Here is an 18,374-nt window from a genome sequence, read left to right as displayed (position 1 = left end):
GTATTGAAATCACCCACATGGCGGCGATTTGAAGGGCCACCGGCTTCGCGGCTGATGCCGCCCCCACAACGGGTCTACGGGTGAAGCCTTTGCCGAGCATGGCTCGGCACTACATGGCACCCCGGGATTTACCTGAGCGCAACATTCGCGGCGCTACCATTCCTGCATTCGTTGAATGCAGGTGAGTCCATGGCGTCGTATCAGACTATCAATCCCTTCAACGGCGAGATCGTGCGCACGGTCGAGCTGATGACTGCTGCTGGCATCGAGCAGCGTCTGGGCGCAGCTGAATCGGCGTTCCTGCAATGGTCGGCCTTGTCGCTGGAACAGCGTGGTGACCACCTGCGCAAGGTCGCTGCAGGCCTGCGCGAGCGCCGCGACGAGATCCAGCGTGTGATGACTTCCGAGATGGGCAAACTGCGCCGCGAGGCCTTGGCCGAGATCGAGAAGAGCGCCGCCGGTTGCGAGTACTACGCCGACCACGCCGCCGATTACCTGAAGCCGCAGCCTATCCCCACCGAAGCCCAGCGCAGCTACGTCATCTACCAGCCTATCGGCTGCGTGTTGGCGGTGATGCCCTGGAATTTCCCTATCTGGCAGGTGATCCGCTTCCTCGCGCCGGGCTTGATGGCCGGCAATGTCGCCTTGCTCAAGCACGCCAGCAATGTGCCGGGCTGTGCAGATCTGCTGCGCGAGGTTGTTGCCGAGGCCGGTGTTCCGGAGGGGGTGTTCGATGTGCTGCATATCGACAACGATCAGGCCGCCGAAGTGCTGCGTGATCGTCGTATCAAGGCAGTGACGCTGACCGGCAGCGAGCGTGCAGGCCGGTCGATCGCTGCGAACGCCGGTGACCAGCTGAAGAAGTGCGTGATGGAACTGGGTGGCAGCGATGCCTTCGTGGTGCTGGATGATGCCGATCTGGATCAGGCAGCGGCTGCGGCGGTGCGGTCGCGTTTCGACAATGCGGGCCAGACCTGCATTGCCGCCAAGCGCTTCATCCTGGTCGATTCCATTGCTGATGCTTTCGTGCAGCGCTATATCGAGGGCGCGCAGGCGCGCGTGTACGGCGATCCGCAGGAAGAGGAAAGCACCCTCGCGCCAATGGCGCGCGCTGACCTGCGCGACGAGCTTCACAAGCAGGTACGCGCCAGCATCGACAAGGGTGCGAAGGTGCTGTTGGGTGGCGAAGCGGTTGCTGGCAGCAACGCAGGCTACCAGGCCACGATCCTGGATAACGTCGGGCCCGGCATGCCGGCGTATGACCAGGAGTTGTTCGGGCCAGTGGCGGCGATCATCCGGGTCAAGGATGAGGCCGAGGCTGTACGCGTGGCCAATGACACCAGCTTCGGTCTGGGCGGCAGCGTGTGGACCCGTGACGTGCTGCGCGGCGAAAACGTCGCCGTGCAGCTGCAGTGCGGCGCGGCGTTCGTCAATTCAGTGGTGAAGAGCGATGCGCGATTGCCGTTTGGTGGCACCAAGCGCTCGGGATTTGGGCGTGAGTTGGCAGGGCCGGGTATTCATGAGTTCATGAATATCAAAACGGTCTATGTGGCCTGACGCCGAGCTTGTAGGAGCGGCGTGTGCCGCGAAGCCGGCAGCTCATGAGCGCCGAAGAAAACCTGCAACTGCAGTGCGCTGGATTGCAGGCTGGGTATGGTTTGGACCAGCGGTGACTTCGCAGGGTTCGCCGCTCTGACATGGGCTGCTGGTAAAGCCCTTGCCCAGCATGGCTCGGCACTACGGATGCCGCTCCCTCCCTTTGGCCGAAGGCCAAGGGGAGGGTTGGGGAGGGGTTATGCTTTGCAGCTTCTGATTTGGTGGTGGCTTCGCGGCTTACGCCGCTCCTACAAAACGCGCAGCCGCTCTCATCACCCGAACGGCTGGTCGATGGACCTGCTCTGCGGCGTCATCAGCGCCGCGCCATCTTCGGTGACGTAGAGGATGTCCTCCAGGCGCACGCCGAACCGGTCCGGAACATAGATGCCGGGTTCGTCGCTGAAGGTCATGCCCGGTTCCAGCAGGTGGGCGTTGCCGCGAACCAGGTAATCCCACTCGTGCATGTCCAGGCCGATGCCGTGGCCGAGACGGTGGCTGAAATAGCGGTAATCCGGGCCGTAGCCGGAATCGCTGATCACCTTGCGTGCAGCGGCATCCACATCGCCCATCGCCACGCCCGGGCGCGCGGTGTTCAATGCCGCCGTCTGTGCCTTCAGCACGATGTCGAATACCTTGCGGATCTCGTCATCTGGCTGGCCCAGCACTACGGTGCGGGTGATGTCGCTGGTATAGCCACCGGCACGGCAACCGCCATCGAAGATGATCGGTGTGCCTTCGACCAGGTGTTGCGGTTTGTCCGAGCCGTGCGGGGAGGCGGTGTACTTGCCGACGTTGACGCTGGCGTCGCCATTCAGCCCGGTACGCGCGTAGGCCATCGCCAGCAGGCCGCTGATGTCCTGCTCGGTCATGCCGGGCTTCAAGGCCTTCCACACGGCTTCATACACCGCCAGGGTGGCTTCATTGGCCAGCTTCATCAATGCCAGCTCGGCTGCGCTCTTGACCCGGCGGCAGCCCGATACCACCGGCCATGCCGGTACCACCTTGGCTTGCGGCAGCGCATCGGCAATGCCTTTGGCGCGGAAGTAGGGTACGGCTTCTTCCATGCCCAGCGTGCCGGTGGCATGGCCCATGTCACGCAGCACCTTGGCGACCAGTGCGTAGGGGTCTTCATCTTCCTGCCAGCCGCGCACATCGTTGCCGAGCTTGATTTGCTCCAGCGTGCGCACGCGCTCGAATTCCGGCGTCACGTAGACCGGCTCACCCTTGCGCGGCAGGATCACACCGGTCAGGCGTTCGCTGTCCCACCAGCGCATGCCGGTGAAATAGGTCAGTGAGCTGCCCGCGCCGATGAACACGGCATCGATGCCGTGTTCGGCCATCAGTCGCTGGGCCTTGGCCACGCGCGCGATGCGCTCCTCGTTGCCGATCGGTACCACCTGGGCTGCGACCGACTTCAGGGAACGCATCGATTCCGGCAGGGTTGTGTCGCTACTGTCTGCCGTCTGTGCTGACGCCAGCTGTGACAACGGCAGGGCCGCGGCACTGGCAATCAGCGTGTTGCGTAGGAAATTGCGGCGTGCGGTATTGGAGTGGTCGTGCTGCATGGTTGCTCTCTCGAAAGACGAAGTGGCTGATCAAAGCCAGCCGGAACGTTTGAACAGGCGGTACAGCACCACGCAGATCACGCCGACACCGAGCATCAGCAGCGGATAGGCAAAGCGTCCGGCCAGTTCCGGCATATGCGCGAAGTTCATGCCGTACCAGCTGGTGACCAGGGTTGGTGCAGCCAGCAGTGCTGCCCAGGCACCGAGCTGCTTGACCGTCTCGCCCTGCGCCAGCGTCACCAGCGACAGGTTGACGTTCAGCGCGGTGCCCAGCATTTCGCGCAAGGTGTCGATGGCGTCGTTTACGCGGGCGGCGTGGTCCTGCACGTCACGCAGATAAAGCCGGACCTCCTCGTTGATCAACTGCGCCTGGTTGCGTTGCAGCTGGGCCAAGGCATCCTGCAGCGGCGCCACCGCCAGCCGCATCTTGTTGAGCTCACGCTTGAGCTCGTACAGGCGGATCACCGTGCGCCGTTCATAGGTGTCGGCGAAGATGTTCTTCTCCAGCAGGTCCAGGGTGTCGCGGAAGCTGTCGGTGATTGGCAGGTAGTGATCGACCACGGCATCGAGCACCGAGTACAGGCAGAACGAGGGGCCCATCGCCAGCAGTTCGGGCTCCTGTTCGAGCCTCGCGCGCACTGGCGCATACGACAGCGAGGCGCCGTGCCGCACCGTCACCAGGAAGCGCGGGCCGAGGAAGGCATGGGTTTCGCCGTAGCGGATGCGCTCATCCACCACCTGCGCGGTGTGCACCACGACGAACAGGGAATTGCCGTAGGTTTCGATCTTGGGCCGCTGGTGCGCCTTGCGGGTGTCTTCGATCGCCAGCGGGTGCAGGTCGAATTCTTCCTGCACCTTGTCCAAGATGGCGTCGCTGGGTTCGTACAAGCCGACCCAGACGAAACCCTTGGCATCATCGGCGAGCACGTCGCTGATGCTGTCCAAGTCCAGCGGGCGCTGGGTGCCGTCGGCACCGTACCAGGTGCAGTTGATCACGCAGGCCGGGTTGGCCTGGGCGGGAGTTGGAATGATGCCGGTAGTCATCCCGGCATCGTGCCTCAGCTGGCCGGTAACGCCAAGCTGCGGCGCCCAAGAATCATTGCCAGTGCGACGTGGATGGGCAGCAGCAGCACGATCCACTGCATGTTGAACTGCGCTTGCAGCGACAGCCAATGCAGTGGCAACGCGAGTAGCGCAATGCCGGTCATCGCCCACAGAACGACCCGGAACCAGGCGCGCGGTTGGCGCCCGCGCAACAGGCTCCATGCGCCGGGAATCAACAACAGTGCCAGCGGATTGAGCAGCAGCAGGTTGCGGTTGGCCCAGGCGGCCTGATGCTCGCTGAAGCCCCACAGGAAGGTCAGCAGGCCACCGGCGACGCCACAGAACAGCCAGAACGGCAGGGCGAATCCGCCGATCAGGCGTGCCTTGCGGCGTGCAGCGTGCAGTGCGGCGGCGACGGCAAGGCCGACCAGCAGCCATGGCCACCAGGAACGCTGCTTTTCTTTTGGCTCGGGTGGCAGGCGCTGCGGCAGCAATTCCTGTTCGGCCTGTACCAGTGGCCGGCCTTCACTGTTGCGCACCTCGCGCAGGCTGTCGGCAAGACGCATGGGGACGAAGGCTTCCTGCCAGCGCGACAGCGGCTGGTCGGCATTCGGGCCCAGGCCGATGTCGAAGCCAAGCCACATCCATGGCGAGGGCGACGCCAGCCGCACCGATTCGCTGCGGTAGCTGTTACCACGCGAGCGGCCGGCCAGCTGCGATTGCAGGGCGCCGCCCATGGCCTGGTCCAGGCTGTCGCGCACCATGGTGGCGCAGTTGGAGGTGAAGTAGTCGTAACGATAGCGTGCGTTTTCGGGCTTGGCCCGTTCGGCCAGCGCATCGGCCAGCGCCTGTGCCTGTGCCGGCGGCAGATCCAGCCATTGGATGTTTGCACCGCGGCCGACACTCTCGTATTGCGCCAGGTCCTGCTCCAGTGGCAGGGCGACCAGGTAATACATCATCTTGCCGCGCACGAAGTTGCCGATGAAATCCGGCTCGGACGGGTCGAAGAAGCCAAAGTTGTATGACGTTGCCTGCCCGCTTGCCGGGTCCAGCACCACCAGGGCGTCATGGCCGAAGCGTTCGAAGAAGACTTCGCCCGGCAGCATGGTCACCACGCCGATGCGCGGTGCCGGGTGTGCGTTGGTTCCGCTGGCTTGGGTGGCGGCCGGTTGTGCGCTGCTGGCCATCGCGGCCAGCAGCAGGAACAACGACGCGAACGCGGACAGCAGCCGCGGCAGGCGCAGGGTGATCAAGCTTCGTCCTGGTCTTCAGGTGGCAAGATGGTCACGTGGAAGGCCTGCACACGGCGCGCATCGGCCTTGGCCACCCGGAACACGAAGCGCTCCAGGGTCAGCTCATCGCCGATTTCCGGCAAATGGCCAACGGCCTCGGTGACCAGTCCGCCGATGGTGTCGTAATCGTCATCGGAGAACTCGGCGCCGAAGCGCTCGTTGAAGTCGCCGATGGTGGTCAGCGCGTCCACCACATAGCGGCCATCGGCGAGGATGGCGATCTGCGAGGTGTGGTCTTCGGTCTCGTCGTGCTCGTCGTCGATCTGGCCGACGATCTGCTCCAGCACGTCCTCGATGGTGACCAGGCCAGCAACGCCGCCGTACTCGTCCACCACGATCGCCATGTGGTTGCGCGAGAGCCGGAACTCCTTGAGCAGCACATTGAGCTTTTTGGATTCGGGGATCAGCACCGCCGGACGCAGCAGTTCGCGCACGCTGGCGTGGCTGTTGTCGGCGACCACGCCGCGCAGCAGGTCCTTGGCCAGCAGGATGCCGAGGATGTCGTCCTTGTTCTCACCGTGCACCGGGAAGCGCGAATGGCCGGAATCGACCACCTGCTTCATCAGCTCGATGAAAGGCCGGTCCACCGGCAGCGACACCATGTGCGAGCGCGGGATCATCACGTCGCCGACGGTCAGCTCGGCCACCGAAATGGCGCCTTCCATCATCCGCAGGGTGTCTGCGGCGATCAGGCCGTCCTGCTGTGCCGTCTGCAGGATGCCAACCAGCTCGTCGCGGGTGTGGGGTTCGCTGGAGAACGCCGAACCCAGGCGCTCCAGCCAGCTGCGTTTCTTCTCGCCGTTTTCGGGCGAGGTACTACTGTCGTCTTCAGACATCTCTTGGTTTGACTGCACCCGGCAGGCCGGGCGGTGCCGACAAGTCTAGCAGGATGTTTGCCGCGGTCTGTTCAAGCTGGCGGCGGGTTGGGGGTCTTTACGCTTGGGGCTACCGGCGGTACATCGGCTGGGGGGGCGGCAGGCTTGTCGGGAGCGGGTGGGGCCTCTCCCTCGGCGGGCAGGTCCAGGCTGTAGGTGCAGCCGGCCAGGGTTTTGCCTGGGTGGGATTTGACCGTGGACACGCCCAGGATCACCGATTCGATCAGCGCTTCGCCGGTCTTGGCGTCGTTGACGTCGCGGCTGACCAGCTCGCGGCCTGCCATGAACTTGTCAGGGGCGTCGTAGCCGGTTTCCAGCTCCAGCTGTTTGGCCAGCGGGCGCGGATCGGGCATGTCGAGGACGGCGATGATGGTGCCGCCGGCCATGGCGATATGGTCGGCGCTGTGGCCGAACACCGTGATCGGGGTGTTCAGCATGTACTCGGCCATGAACAGGTTGCCCTGCGGCAACGGCCGCCAGCCCAGGGCTACCGCTTTCAGTGGGTCATTGGCGATGGGTGCCAGTGCAGCGAACTCGCTGACGCTCTGCCGGCATTCGATCAGGGCGGGCAGGTCGATGGCGGGCTGGGCATGGGCAATTCCGATGGAAGCCAGCAGTAGAGGCAGGAAGGTCAGGCGCACAGCAATGCGGTCCCAGTGTTCGATCAGGCTGGATGATAGTTGCACCGGCCGACCCGGTGCACGCGGTTGGGCTTTTTGCCGGGCTGCCTTGATATTGGAGCTCTGCGAAGTGGAGTCGGGATGTGCTTGTGGGTGCCGGAACAAAAGAGGACTGCTGCCGGAGGTGGCATTGCAGCCTCAGCAGAGCAAGGCACCCCGGCTGTTCGGTCAGGGTCTTGCCCAGCGCTGGCGCAGCCAGGCACCACTGATCTGAAGCAGTCGTGCAAGCAGGATCAATGGGATCGTCAGCGACATGCAGACCAGCAGGGTCAGGCCGATCACCGAGAATGAGCCTGTGCCCAGGCTGGTGGAGCCCATCGACAGGAACTGGGACGTCCCAAGCGCCAGGATCAGCGCTGTTACCAGCATGAAGGTAATACTGAGGCGGACGGGTGAAGCCTGAAAGAATGGCATCGTCGCGGTTTTGCGTCGGCCCGTATAGTCGACAAGTGCGCGCCAACCTACCGGTGCGGACAACACGCTTATGATGGCGCAGACCTGCAGTGCCAATGCGTTCGCTTCTGGCAGGCCATATTGAGCGTTGCCAGCGGCGGAAAACCAGATGTAGGCCGTCATGCCCAGAATCGCCATCGTCGAGAGAACGAACAGACCTGTAACGCCCGCACGAAGCGCGCGGCCAGTACGGGTATGACTGATTCTGTTGAAAAGCCAGACTATGCCAAGAAGCAGTGCCATCAGCGGTAGTACCAAAAGCAGAATCAGCGCGATGTCCCTGAGCGGCGTTCCATTCTCATGGAGACGGACAACCTGCAGGAACGCGGCGCTGGCAACCACCATGAGCATCAACGTCATGGCGACGCGGGACAAGCTTCGGTCTTGCATCCTGAAGACTCCGAGGTGAATTCGCGGAGCACATTCAACAAGTTGCGGGCGTAGGTTGCAAGTTCAGTGCCCGATGGCTTCAGCGCTCGCCTGCGTAGGGGTCGGCAATGCCCAGGTCGGCCAGGATCTCGCGCTCCAGCTGTTCCATTGCCTCGGCTTCCTTGTCGTCCTCATGGTCCCAGCCCAGCAGGTGCAGCACACCGTGTACGGTGAGGTGGGCGTAGTGGGCGTTGAGCGCCTTGTCCTGCTCCTCGGCCTCGTGGGCAACCACCGGCGCGCAGATCACCAGGTCGCCCAGCAAGGGGAACTTCACGCCCTTGGGCAGGCCTTCGGGCAGCTCGGCTGGGAAGCTGAGTACGTTGGTGGCGTAGTCCTTACCCCGGTAGTGGCGGTTCAGTGACTGGCCTTCCTTGGCGTCGACCACGCGGATGGCCAGATCAGCCTCGCGGATGCGGCCCTTCAAGGCGGCAGCCACCCAGCGGCGGAAGCTCACCGCTGCCGGCAGGCCGGCGCGGGGCAGGGCGTAGCTGACGGCTACATCAAGGCGCACGGGACCTTTGGTCATTCGCTTGCTCCGGGTTTGACCTGCTGCAGATCGCGGCGGTCATAGGCGCTGACGATGCGGGCCACCAGCGGGTGGCGTACCACGTCGCGCGATTCAAAGAAGGTGAAGCTGACCCCGTCCACGCCGCGCAGCACTTCGATGGCGTCGCGCAGGCCGGATTTGACGTGCTTGGGCAGGTCGGTCTGGGTCAGGTCGCCGGTGACCACTGCGGTCGAGCCGAAACCCAGGCGGGTCAGGAACATCTTCATCTGTTCGATGGTGGTGTTCTGCGCTTCGTCCAGGATCACGAAGGCGTCATTGAGCGTGCGGCCGCGCATATAGGCTAGCGGAGCGATCTCGATGACATTCTTCTCAAGCAGCTTGGCCACTTTTTCCACGCCCAGCATTTCGTACAGGGCATCGTAGAGCGGGCGCAGGTAGGGGTCGACCTTCTGGGTCAGGTCGCCGGGCAGGAAGCCAAGTTTTTCGCCGGCTTCCACAGCCGGGCGCACCAGGATCAGGCGTTGCACGCGCGATTCATTCAGTGCGTCCACGGCCATTGCCACCGCCAGGAAGGTCTTGCCGGTACCGGCCGGGCCAATACCGAAGCTGATGTCATGGGTGGCGATCTGGTGCAGGTAGCTGGCCTGGTTGAGACCGCGACCACGCACGGTGCCGCGCTTGACCTTGACCGCAATTTCCTGCGCTTCATAGGCCTGCTCGGTCACATGATCGACATTGGCGCGGTTCAGCCGCAGGTGGATGGCGTGGCTGTCGAAGACGGCTTCGGCTGCTTCCACGTAGAGGGCTTTGAGCAGCTTTTCCGCTTCCAGTGCGGTCTTGCCGGGGCCGCTGACACGGAAGACATTGCCGCGGTTGGCAATTTCAACGCCCAGTTTGAGTTCGACCTGGCGCAGATGCTCGTCGAAGGGCCCGGCCAGATTGGCCAGCCGTTCGTTATCAATCGGGTCGAGAGTGAAGTCGCGATGCGTGGTGGTGGTCATTTTCACTGACAGTTGCTGGCCGGCGAAGCCGTGCCTTGGACTTTGGAAGGGTACCCCTGCGGGTGACGGACCACCAGCGGGGCAGATAGTGGTCCGGGTTCTCCACAGTCGATGTGGATGTGGCGTGGGCCAAGCTGTGGATATCCCTGTCCAGCCCTTGCGGCATAAGCCTCTTGGCGGGGTGGTTAAAAAACCGCCACATTTGACGGTTTAGGGGTAACAAGTTGTCCACAATTTTTGTGGATCGATTCGGGATGAACGTGTGGATAACCGTGCGCAGCCCAATAACGACGGGCTCTGGGTCAGTGTGGCGAATAAATGACCGCAGCCGCCGGGCAGCAGCCAGAACCGGCGGCGGAGGCTTTTCCCCTCTCCCGCTAACGGGGTGAGAGGGGCAGCTTGTGAACCACTGGTTCGCTGCCCATCGAACGACCTTGCGCCAGCGCAAGGGTCGGGGCGCGGAGCGGGGGTGAGGGCGCTCCTGCGTCGGACTAGCAAAGTTCGGTCCCGGCCTCGCAGCCCATTGTCCGTAAGAAGTGGCTCCACCAACCAAGCCCTGCAATCGGGCGTCAGCGCGACCTCAGTCCTGCGTAACCACCCGCCCACGCAGCGAATTACTGAAGGCCTCGGTGATCAATACATCCACAAACTGCCCGATCAGCCGCGAACTGGCTGGGAAGTTCACCGAACGCATGTTCTCGGTCTTGCCAGTCAACTCGTTCGGGTCCTTGCGCGACGGGCCCTCGACCAGCACCGTCTGCACCGTACCAACCATGTTCGTCGAGATGCCCGCAGCATGCTCGTTGATGTGTGCCTGCAGCCGCGACAGCCGGGCGTGCTTGTCGGCATCGCTGGTGGTGTCTTCCAGGTCGGCGGCCGGGGTGCCGGGGCGGCGCGAATAGATGAAGGAGAAGCTCTGGTCGAAGCCCACGTCCTCGATCAGCTTCATGGTCTTCTCGAAATCGGCATCGGTTTCACCGGGGAAACCGACGATGAAGTCCGAGCTGATCGAGATGTCCGGGCGGACCGCGCGCAGTTTGCGGATCTTGGCCTTGAACTCCAGCGCGGTATAGCCGCGCTTCATCGCACTGAGCACCCGGTCGCTGCCGGCCTGTACCGGCAGGTGCAGGTAGTTGGCCAGTTTCGGCACGTCGCGGTAGGCGTCCACCAGCGAGTCGCTGAATTCCAGCGGGTGCGAGGTAGTGAAGCGGATTCGGCCAATGCCGTCGATTTCCGCAAGCGTGCGGATCAGCAGGCCGAGGTCGGCAATCTCGCCGTCGCCGTATGGGCCACGGTAGGCGTTGACGTTCTGGCCAAGCAGGTTGATCTCGCGCACGCCTTGATCGGCGAGCTGGGCGCATTCGACCAGTACGTCTTCGAACGGGCGGCTGACCTCGGTGCCACGGGTGTAGGGCACCACGCAGAACGAGCAGTACTTGGAGCAGCCCTCCATGATCGAGACGAAGGCCGACGGGCCCTCGGCACGCGGCTCGGGCATGCGGTCGAACTTCTCGATCTCGGGGAAGCTGATGTCCACCTGCGGCTTGTTCTGCTCGCGGCGGGCACGGATCAGCTCCGGCAGGCGGTGCAGGGTCTGCGGGCCGAACACCAGGTCCACATAGGGCGCACGCTTGACGATGGCTTCGCCTTCCTGCGAGGCCACGCAGCCGCCGACGCCGATGATGACGTCGCGGCCATTGGCCTTGAGCGCCTTCCAGCGGCCGAGCTGGCTGAACACCTTCTCCTGCGCCTTTTCGCGGATGGAGCAGGTGTTGACCAGCACCACGTCGGCTTCTTCGGGGTTGTCCGTGAGCTCCAGACCCTCGGCAGCGGCGAGTACGTCGGCCATCTTGGTCGAGTCGTACTCGTTCATCTGGCAACCGTGGGTCTTGATGTAGAGCTTGCCGCGCGCGCCGCCGGCAACCGTCGGCCGCTGGCCGGGCAGGGGAATCAATTCTGGTGTGGTCATTTCAACAGTAGGCGCGGCAGAGCCGGCCGTGATCGGCAAGGGGGTAGCTGGCGTCCCGGGCATGGCGCTTATTCCAGACGGGTGGGCGGGCACGCAGCCGCTGGGGCTGCATTCGTAGCCGTCCATTGTATCGGTCTAGCGGCTCCAGCACGAAAACCGCTGCGTCAAATACTTGGCAAGCCCCTGCGAAGCTGGGAGACTCGCGCCCATGAAGGGGATTTTGGGGATCACCGGCATTCTCGCAGTTGCATTGGGCGCTTTGCCGGCCAGTGCGGGCACGCTGTACAAGTGTGTTGGCAGCGATGGAGTGCCCAATTACGTCAGCAAACGCGTCAGTGGCGCGAGCTGCAGCGTGGTCAGCAGTTATCGGCCGACCCGCGATGTGCCGCGCTATGTTCCGCCGGCCCCAGCGCCGGTCGCAGCCCCGGTTGCTGCGGCTGCGCAGGTGGCGACTCCGGCAACCGGCGACACCGGCGGTTCGACGGCGGTGGCTGCGCAGGCCGCCCCCGCCGCAGTGCCGCCCACGCCAGCGCCAGCAACGGCAGGGCGGGCGCAACGGGTGGTCAGTGGGCAGGTCTACTCTTATATGAAGGATGGAGTGCGCCACTACACCAGCAGCCGGCCGGCCCAGGTGGCCAACATCGGCGCGGTGCGCACCATTCAATACAGCTATATCGAGCGTTGCTTTGCCTGTGGCGTGAACTCCAGGGTCAACTTCGGCTCGGTGCGGTTGAATACCCAGGCCTACAGCACCGAAATCGCCTCGGCCGCACGCGAATTCGGTGTCGAAGAAGCGGTGGTGCGGGCCATCATCCACGCCGAGTCGGCGTTCAACCCGACCGCGCTCAGTCGCGCCGGAGCGCAGGGCTTGATGCAGCTGATGCCACCTACCGCGCGACGCTTCGGGGTCTCTGATTCCTATGACGCCGGCCAGAACATCCGCGGTGGCGTGCAATACCTGTCGTGGTTGCTGCGTCGTTTCAATGGCAACCTGACCTTGGCCGCAGCGGGCTATAACGCCGGTGAAGGTGCGGTGGATCGCCATGGTGGTGTGCCCCCGTACAAGGAAACCCAGTACTACGTGCAGCGCGTCGCACAGTTGGCCGACCGCTACCGTGGCGAGCTGGCCACGCGCCAGTAGACCGTCCCCGAATGATTCTGTTGCAGCAGGCCGTGACAAATTTCGCGGACTGGTGTTTGATCGCGTTGTGTCAGCGTTAAGCGTTCCGCTACACTCCGGAACGATTCGATTCAGAGCGGGATGGCCCCCACCAGACCGCTGGCAGCCTCTAGCTACCTAATCATTATCGGAGTGCCGGATGGCAAACGATGGGGTAAATGATCCAGTCAACACCGGACGTCGGCGGTTTTTGACAGCGACCACAGCTGTGGTCGGGGCAGTCGGTGTTGGTTTCGCCGCAGTTCCTTTCATCAAGTCGTGGAATCCCAGCGCCCGTGCCAAGTTGGCCGGTGCCCCGGTGACTGCCGATATCAGCGCTTTGCAGGAAGGCCAACGGCTGATCCTGGAATGGCGCGGCCAGCCGATCTGGATCGTCAAACGCTCCAAGGCCATCCTGCAGGCATTGCCTACCCTGGATGCACGGCTCAAGGATCCGGAGTCCGGCAACAAGGACCAGCAGCCGGACTACGTGCTCAAGGGCAATCCCGAATTCCGCTCGATCAAGCCGGATGTATCCGTGCTGGTAGGTCTGTGTACCCATCTGGGCTGTTCGCCGGAGATGGTTGCCGAGATCCGCCCCGAGCCCTACGACGCGCAGTGGAAAGGTGGCTATTTCTGCCCCTGCCACAAGTCGCGTTTCGACATGTCCGGGCGCGTGTTCCAGGACGTGCCGGCGCCGATCAACCTGCTGGTGCCGCCGCACCATTATGTGGATGACAACACCCTTGTCATTGGCGTTGATCCGCAGGGAGCAGCCTGATCATGGCCGACAATATTCTTACCCGCACCGTCACTGGCGTGGCCGGCTGGGTCAATGAGCGTGCGCCCGGCTTGGTGCCTGTGTACCGCAAGCATGTGAGCGAGTACTACGCGCCGAAGAACTTCAATTTCTGGTACTACTTCGGCTCGTTGGCGATGGTGATCCTGGTCAACCAGATCGTCACCGGCATCTTCCTGACGATGCACTTCAAGCCCAGCGCGGCCGAGGCGTTTGCCTCGGTCGAGTACATCATGCGTGACGTGGAGTGGGGCTGGCTGATCCGCTACATGCACAGCACGGGTGCGTCGCTGTTCTTCATCGTTGTTTACCTGCACATGTTCCGCGGCTTGATGTACGGCAGTTACAAGAAGCCGCGCGAGCTGGTGTGGATACTGGGCATGCTGATCTACCTGGTGCTGATGGCCGAAGCCTTCATGGGTTACGTGCTGCCATGGGGCCAGATGTCGTTCTGGGGCGCCAAGGTCATCATCTCTTTGTTCGGCGCCATTCCGGTGATCGGCAATGGTCTGACCGAATGGATCATGGGCGACTACCTGCCCGGCGATGCCACGCTCAACCGCTTCTTCGCCCTGCACGTCATCGCCATGCCGCTGGTGTTGTTGCTGCTGGTGGTGCTGCATCTGGGCGCGTTGCACGAAGTGGGTTCCAACAACCCGGACGGCGTAGAGATCAAGAAGGGTCCGAAGGGCAACCGCTGGTCGCCGACCGCGCCGACCGATGGCATCCCGTTCCATCCCTACTACACGGTCAAGGATCTGGTCGGTGTTGGTTTCCTGCTCACGCTGGCGGCTTTCATCATCTTCTTCGCGCCTGTATTTGGTGGTTTATTCCTTGAGCATGACAACTTCACCGAGGCCAACCGGCTGGTGACCCCGGAGCACATCAAGCCGGTCTGGTACTACACGCCGTACTACGCGATGCTGCGGGTGATCCCGAACAAGCTGGGCGGTGTGATGGTGATGTTCTCGGCCATCGCCATCCTGTTTCTGGTGCCGTGGCTGGACAAGGCCAAGGTCAAGTCGGTCCGTTATCGTGGCCCGATCTCGAAAGTGATGCTGGGCATCCTGGTAGTGTGCTTCGTGTGGTTGGGCGTGATTGGCTCCGGCCCGGGCACGGCGATCTGGGAAACCTGGGTGGGCCGCGTGCTGACCTTCCTGTACTTTGGTTTCTTCATCACCATGCCGCTGTGGACGAAGATCGACAGCACCAAGCAGGTACCGGACCGGGTGACGACGCATGACTGACAAGTGGATTGTGCGGTTGGCGATGGCTGCCGCGATGATGTTCTGTGTCCCGGCGTTTGCTGCCGGTGGTGGCAAGCTGATGCAGGCCGGCAATGATCTGGGCGACCAGGCCTCATTGCAACGCGGCGCGCAGGCTTACATGAGCTACTGCTCGGGCTGTCACTCGTTGAAGTACCTGCGCTATTCGCGCATGGGTGAGGATCTCGGCCTGACCGAGCAACAGGTGATGGACAACCTCAACTTCACTGGTGCCGCCTATGGCGAGCAGATCCAGGTGGCGATGCCGCATGACGAGGCGACCAAATGGTTCGGCAAAATGCCGCCGGACCTGAGCCTGATATCGCGGGTGCGCGGTAGTGATTGGATCTACAGCTACCTGAAATCGTTCTATGTGGACGAGTCGCGGCCGCTGGGCTGGAACAACAGCGTGTTCCCGAATGCCTCGATGCCGAACCCGCTGTGGGAGCTGCAGGGCATGCAGCACGCCATTCACGGCAAGGCCGAGCAGGAGGGCATCGATCCGCCGGTTGTAGGCTTCAAGCTTGCTTCGCCGGGCAAGGTCGACCCGCGCGGCTATGACCAGACGGTCCGCGACATCACCAACTTCCTGGAATATGCGGGCGAGCCGGCTGCGTTGAAGCGGCAGAGCCTTGGCGTCTGGGTGGTGTTGTTCCTCGCCCTGCTCACCTTCCTGGCCTATCTGGTCAAGACCGAGTACTGGAAAGACGTGCATTGAGCAGGGTGCGAGCCGGGGATTGTGCGCAGGGGGCCTTGGCAACTGCGCCTGTGGCTTGGCACACTCGGGTAACCGTGGTCACCGTCGGCAATGTGCTGGCGGGGCCGTAAGGTTGGCGGAATCCAACCGATGGAGAGCCTTTGATGGCGGCGAGTGTGCGTATGCGTAATACCCTGACCTTGTTCTCTGCAAACGACGATGCCCTGTGCCATCGGGTGCGGCTGGTACTGGCGGCCAAGGGCGTGACTTACGATCTGGTGCCGGTCGACGCGCAGAATCCGCCGGAAGATCTGATCGATCTGAATCCGTATCACTCCGTGCCGACCCTGGTTGAGCGCGAGCTGGTGCTGTACGCGGCGTCGGTGGTGAGTGAGTACCTGGACGAGCGCTATCCGCATCCGCCGTTGATGCCGGTCGATCCCTTGTCGCGGGCACGTTTGCGTCTGGCGATGCTTCGCATCGAACATGACTGGGTGCCGCAGGTGCAGGCCATTCAGATGGGCAACAAGACCCAGGCTGAGGCCGGGCGCAAGCGTTTGAAGGAGCTGGTTGCGCAGTCGGTGCCCTTGTTCAAGGCCTCCAAGTTCTTCCTCAACCCGGAAATGAGTCTGGCTGACTGCGCCATTGCGCCGATCATCTGGCGGCTGGAGTCGTTGGGCGTTGCGCTGCCCAAAGACGGCAAGGCGATCGAGGACTATGGCAATCGCTTTTTCCGCCATCCGGCCTTCGTTCGTAGCCTGACCGATCAGGAAAAGAAGCTGCGCGAACTGCCAGGCTGAGCAACTGCCGGCTGTATCCGAACTTATCGATCACCGCCGCCAGGCGGTGATCGCGCTTCAATGCCGCGTACACTTATGCAATGACTGAAGAAACTTTCCGGATGAGCAGCCATCGCCCGTATCTGTTGCGGGCGCTGGTCGAGTGGATCAACGACAACGGCATGACGCCGCACGTGATGGTTGATGCCGGGGTTCCCGGCGTGCAGGTGCCGAGCAGTGCGGTCAAGGAAGAGCGGGTAGTGCTCAATATTGCCGAGCGCGCCGTTGTTGGCCTGCATATCGACAATGACGCGGTGAGCTTCACTGCGCGCTTCTCCGGAACCAGTTTCCCCGTTTACGTGCCGATCTCGGCGATTCTGGCCGTCTATGCGCGTGAGACCGGGCAGGGCATGGCCTTGCCGGATGACATTCCGGGTACCGAGAACACGCCGGATGATGACGATACGCCGCCTACCGATCCGCCTGAGCGTCCGCAGCCAGCTGCAAAGCGCCCGTTCCTGCGGGTAGTCAAATAATTCCACCGCCGCCGCAAGGCGGCGGTTTTGTTTGGGCGTCTGTGTAGTGCCGAGTCATGCTCGGCTGGCGCTTTCCACGCGAGCCCAGCAGCTGCTTGTGGGAGCGGCGTCAGCCGCGAAACCAAGGTTCTGTCAGGTCGCTGGCATGTCCGCAACGTTCAGTGCATCAGTTTCGCGGCTGACGCCGCTCCCACAAAATGCAGTTGCCGGCAGGTGCCCATCGGTAAGGCCTCTGCCGAGCACGGCTCGGCACTATCGGTCGGGTGTGTTGGTAAGGCCTCTGCCGAGCATGGCTCGGCACCACCCATCAGATGTCTTCGGCTTCTTCGGTGCTTTTGCGCAGGCGGCCGATCTGGGCGGCGGCGGGACCGCTGAACGAGATCAGTTCGCGGCCGCGCAATACCATGCGGCCGGTGTGGCGATCCTGGCCGTCGTAGGAGTAGTCGAAACGGAAGCTGCGCTCGAAGCCCAGCCAGCCATTGGACAGGCGACACAGGCGCAGGCCGGTGCTGTGCACGCTCTGGTCCAGCCATTGCACATCGGCGGCGCGGCAGGCGTTGCGGCCCAGTTCGGTGGCGCGGTCGGCAGCGGCGCGGGAGCGGTCCCAGAACGCAAAACCAATCGCGCCGACAATCATCAAAATAAGAAGGGTAGGCATGCGAGCACTTTAGGCGATCTGCTCATCCATGCGCAGCCCTCTGTTTGCTGTTGATGCCGGCGCGTCAGCAAGCCTCAGTGGGTGACCGGTGTTGGAATCGGTTCGTCCGGAGGTGGCGGCAAGGGCGCGGTCGAATTGAATGCAGGCGCCGGGTTGGTCGCGGTCAACTTCAACAATGCGGCCCAGTCCTGCCGGTTGAGGTTGCACTCTTCCTCTTGGCCCGGCGAGCAGCGCTGCTCAACTGCCCAGCTTTGCGCCTGCGCAGCATTGGCCTTTGGCAACTCAAGCAGGCCTGTGCGATCAAGCATGAGCTTGCGCATCACCACCGAGTTGGCGACGTTGCCGCCGACCAGATAAAGCGTGCGATCGCCGCCCATGTTGGCGCTGACCACGATCTCGCAATGTGACTTCCAGTTGCCGGCGCGGCCGCTGCCCAGCGCCTGTATCAGCCCTGCGTAGTTCAAGGTGCTGCTGCGGTCGCGCAGGAAGCAGAGCATGTCGCCGGGCGCGGGCTTCTCACTGGCTGGGTCGGCCAGGCGATACGGCATGCCGTTGCTGCCGCTCTGGTAGGCGGCGCGGATGTAGTCGATATGGCGCGGCGAGCGGGTGAAGCCGGGTACGGCAGCGCGTGTCATCACCCAGGAGATGAAGGCGGCCGACCACGGGTTGTCGATCAGGAAGGCGCGGCAATCGGTGTCGGTGAATCGATTGCCGGCCGGCTGCGCGCAGCTGCTGGCGCCGGCAATGGCGCCCATCGGGCCAAGCGTGCCGCTATCGCGCCAATAGCCGACGACGCGCTGCCAGGCGATCAGGCCGTTGTCAGCCAGGTGCTCGTTCTCGGCCTCGGTAACGCCGAGGCTGGCGATGCGGCCATCGCGATCGATGAAGGGGCGATACCACAGGCGGTGCTCGCCGCAGGCTGCCGCGACCACGGCCTTGGCGGTTTCACTCAGGCCAAAGCGCGGTGGCACGTCACAGGCTTCGGCGGCCATCGCGGGTAGGGTAGGTAGCAGCAGGGTCAGGCCGCAGAACAGAAATCGATATGCCACAGCAGGCTCCGCGAGGGATA

General features: G+C 63.2%; 18 protein-coding genes. 7 read left to right on the top strand and 11 right to left on the bottom strand.

Annotated elements, in window-relative coordinates; genetic code table 11:
* Positions 1-189 precede the first annotated feature (189 nt).
* Positions 190-1,557 carry an NAD-dependent succinate-semialdehyde dehydrogenase gene (locus tag ACVOK8_RS09340; RefSeq protein ID WP_481566553.1) on the top strand — a complete coding sequence of 456 codons (1,368 nt, stop codon included), beginning with the start codon at positions 190-192 and terminating at the stop codon, positions 1,555-1,557.
* A gap of 311 nt (positions 1,558-1,868) precedes the next feature.
* Here the strand turns inward: ACVOK8_RS09340 and ACVOK8_RS09335 are convergent, their stop codons facing one another.
* From ACVOK8_RS09335 to miaB, 9 genes are all read right to left on the bottom strand, one after another.
* On the bottom strand, positions 1,869-3,161 hold the full coding sequence (locus tag ACVOK8_RS09335; protein ID WP_481566552.1) for a M24 family metallopeptidase: 1,293 nt from the start codon (positions 3,159-3,161) through the stop codon (positions 1,869-1,871).
* Between the two features lie 30 nt (positions 3,162-3,191).
* Entirely contained in the window at positions 3,192-4,205 is a 1,014-nt protein-coding gene (locus ACVOK8_RS09330) for a magnesium and cobalt transport protein CorA (protein ID WP_481566551.1), read from the bottom strand.
* A 14-nt stretch (positions 4,206-4,219) separates the two neighbouring features.
* The gene (locus tag ACVOK8_RS09325) at positions 4,220-5,392 is read right to left on the bottom strand and encodes a lipoprotein N-acyltransferase Lnb domain-containing protein (RefSeq protein WP_481566556.1); all 1,173 of its coding nucleotides are present in this window, start codon (positions 5,390-5,392) and stop codon (positions 4,220-4,222) included.
* 62 nt (positions 5,393-5,454) lie between these two features.
* On the bottom strand, positions 5,455-6,333 hold the full coding sequence (locus tag ACVOK8_RS09320; RefSeq protein WP_282272562.1) for an HlyC/CorC family transporter: 879 nt from the start codon (positions 6,331-6,333) through the stop codon (positions 5,455-5,457).
* Between the two features lie 71 nt (positions 6,334-6,404).
* Positions 6,405-7,058: a hypothetical protein gene (locus ACVOK8_RS09315; protein ID WP_481566550.1), complete on the bottom strand. Its 654-nt coding sequence runs from the start codon at positions 7,056-7,058 to the stop codon at positions 6,405-6,407.
* 162 nt (positions 7,059-7,220) lie between these two features.
* Positions 7,221-7,880, bottom strand: a complete 660-nt coding sequence (locus ACVOK8_RS09310; protein WP_481566549.1) for a hypothetical protein — start codon at positions 7,878-7,880, stop codon at positions 7,221-7,223.
* 94 nt (positions 7,881-7,974) lie between these two features.
* A complete protein-coding gene (ybeY, locus tag ACVOK8_RS09305; RefSeq protein WP_481566548.1) occupies positions 7,975-8,460 on the bottom strand; it encodes an rRNA maturation RNase YbeY in 486 nt (161 codons plus the stop codon).
* Complete coding sequence (locus tag ACVOK8_RS09300) at positions 8,457-9,443, bottom strand: PhoH family protein (RefSeq protein WP_481566555.1); 987 nt, start codon at positions 9,441-9,443, stop codon at positions 8,457-8,459. The genes ybeY and ACVOK8_RS09300 overlap by 4 nt, the downstream gene beginning before the upstream one ends.
* 580 nt (positions 9,444-10,023) lie before the next feature.
* On the bottom strand, positions 10,024-11,475 hold the full coding sequence (gene miaB, locus ACVOK8_RS09295) for a tRNA (N6-isopentenyl adenosine(37)-C2)-methylthiotransferase MiaB (RefSeq protein ID WP_481566547.1): 1,452 nt from the start codon (positions 11,473-11,475) through the stop codon (positions 10,024-10,026).
* 145 nt (positions 11,476-11,620) lie between these two features.
* Here miaB and ACVOK8_RS09290 point away from each other — a divergent pair, with 145 nt between their 5' ends.
* The 6 genes from ACVOK8_RS09290 to ACVOK8_RS09265 all read left to right on the top strand — a co-directional run bounded on the left by ACVOK8_RS09290 (position 11,621) and on the right by ACVOK8_RS09265 (position 16,647).
* The gene (locus tag ACVOK8_RS09290; protein WP_481566546.1) at positions 11,621-12,553 is read left to right on the top strand and encodes a lytic transglycosylase domain-containing protein; all 933 of its coding nucleotides are present in this window, start codon (positions 11,621-11,623) and stop codon (positions 12,551-12,553) included.
* A gap of 178 nt (positions 12,554-12,731) precedes the next feature.
* Positions 12,732-13,352, top strand: a complete 621-nt coding sequence (gene petA / locus ACVOK8_RS09285; RefSeq protein WP_481515595.1) for a ubiquinol-cytochrome c reductase iron-sulfur subunit — start codon at positions 12,732-12,734, stop codon at positions 13,350-13,352.
* Positions 13,353-13,354: 2 nt separating this feature from the next.
* Positions 13,355-14,617, top strand: coding sequence for a cytochrome b (locus tag ACVOK8_RS09280; RefSeq protein WP_481566545.1), 1,263 nt, complete (start codon positions 13,355-13,357; stop codon positions 14,615-14,617).
* Entirely contained in the window at positions 14,610-15,353 is a 744-nt protein-coding gene (locus ACVOK8_RS09275) for a cytochrome c1 (RefSeq protein WP_481546164.1), read from the top strand. Before ACVOK8_RS09280 ends, ACVOK8_RS09275 begins: the two co-directional genes overlap by 8 nt.
* Positions 15,354-15,496: 143 nt before the next feature.
* A complete protein-coding gene (locus ACVOK8_RS09270) occupies positions 15,497-16,132 on the top strand; it encodes a glutathione S-transferase N-terminal domain-containing protein (RefSeq protein ID WP_296253894.1) in 636 nt (211 codons plus the stop codon).
* Positions 16,133-16,212: 80 nt separating this feature from the next.
* The gene (locus ACVOK8_RS09265; RefSeq protein ID WP_481566544.1) at positions 16,213-16,647 is read left to right on the top strand and encodes a ClpXP protease specificity-enhancing factor; all 435 of its coding nucleotides are present in this window, start codon (positions 16,213-16,215) and stop codon (positions 16,645-16,647) included.
* A gap of 307 nt (positions 16,648-16,954) precedes the next feature.
* Here the strand turns inward: ACVOK8_RS09265 and ACVOK8_RS09260 are convergent, their stop codons facing one another.
* Together ACVOK8_RS09260 and ACVOK8_RS09255 are read right to left on the bottom strand one after the other, a co-directional pair.
* Positions 16,955-17,305, bottom strand: coding sequence for a DUF3301 domain-containing protein (locus ACVOK8_RS09260; RefSeq protein ID WP_481566543.1), 351 nt, complete (start codon positions 17,303-17,305; stop codon positions 16,955-16,957).
* Positions 17,306-17,379: 74 nt separating this feature from the next.
* The gene (locus tag ACVOK8_RS09255) at positions 17,380-18,297 is read right to left on the bottom strand and encodes a DUF2272 domain-containing protein (RefSeq protein WP_481566554.1); all 918 of its coding nucleotides are present in this window, start codon (positions 18,295-18,297) and stop codon (positions 17,380-17,382) included.
* Positions 18,298-18,374: the final 77 nt, after the last annotated feature.

The organism is Stenotrophomonas sp. STEN083 (assembly GCF_056759195.1).
This window is presented reverse-complemented; position numbering and strand designations above follow the sequence as displayed.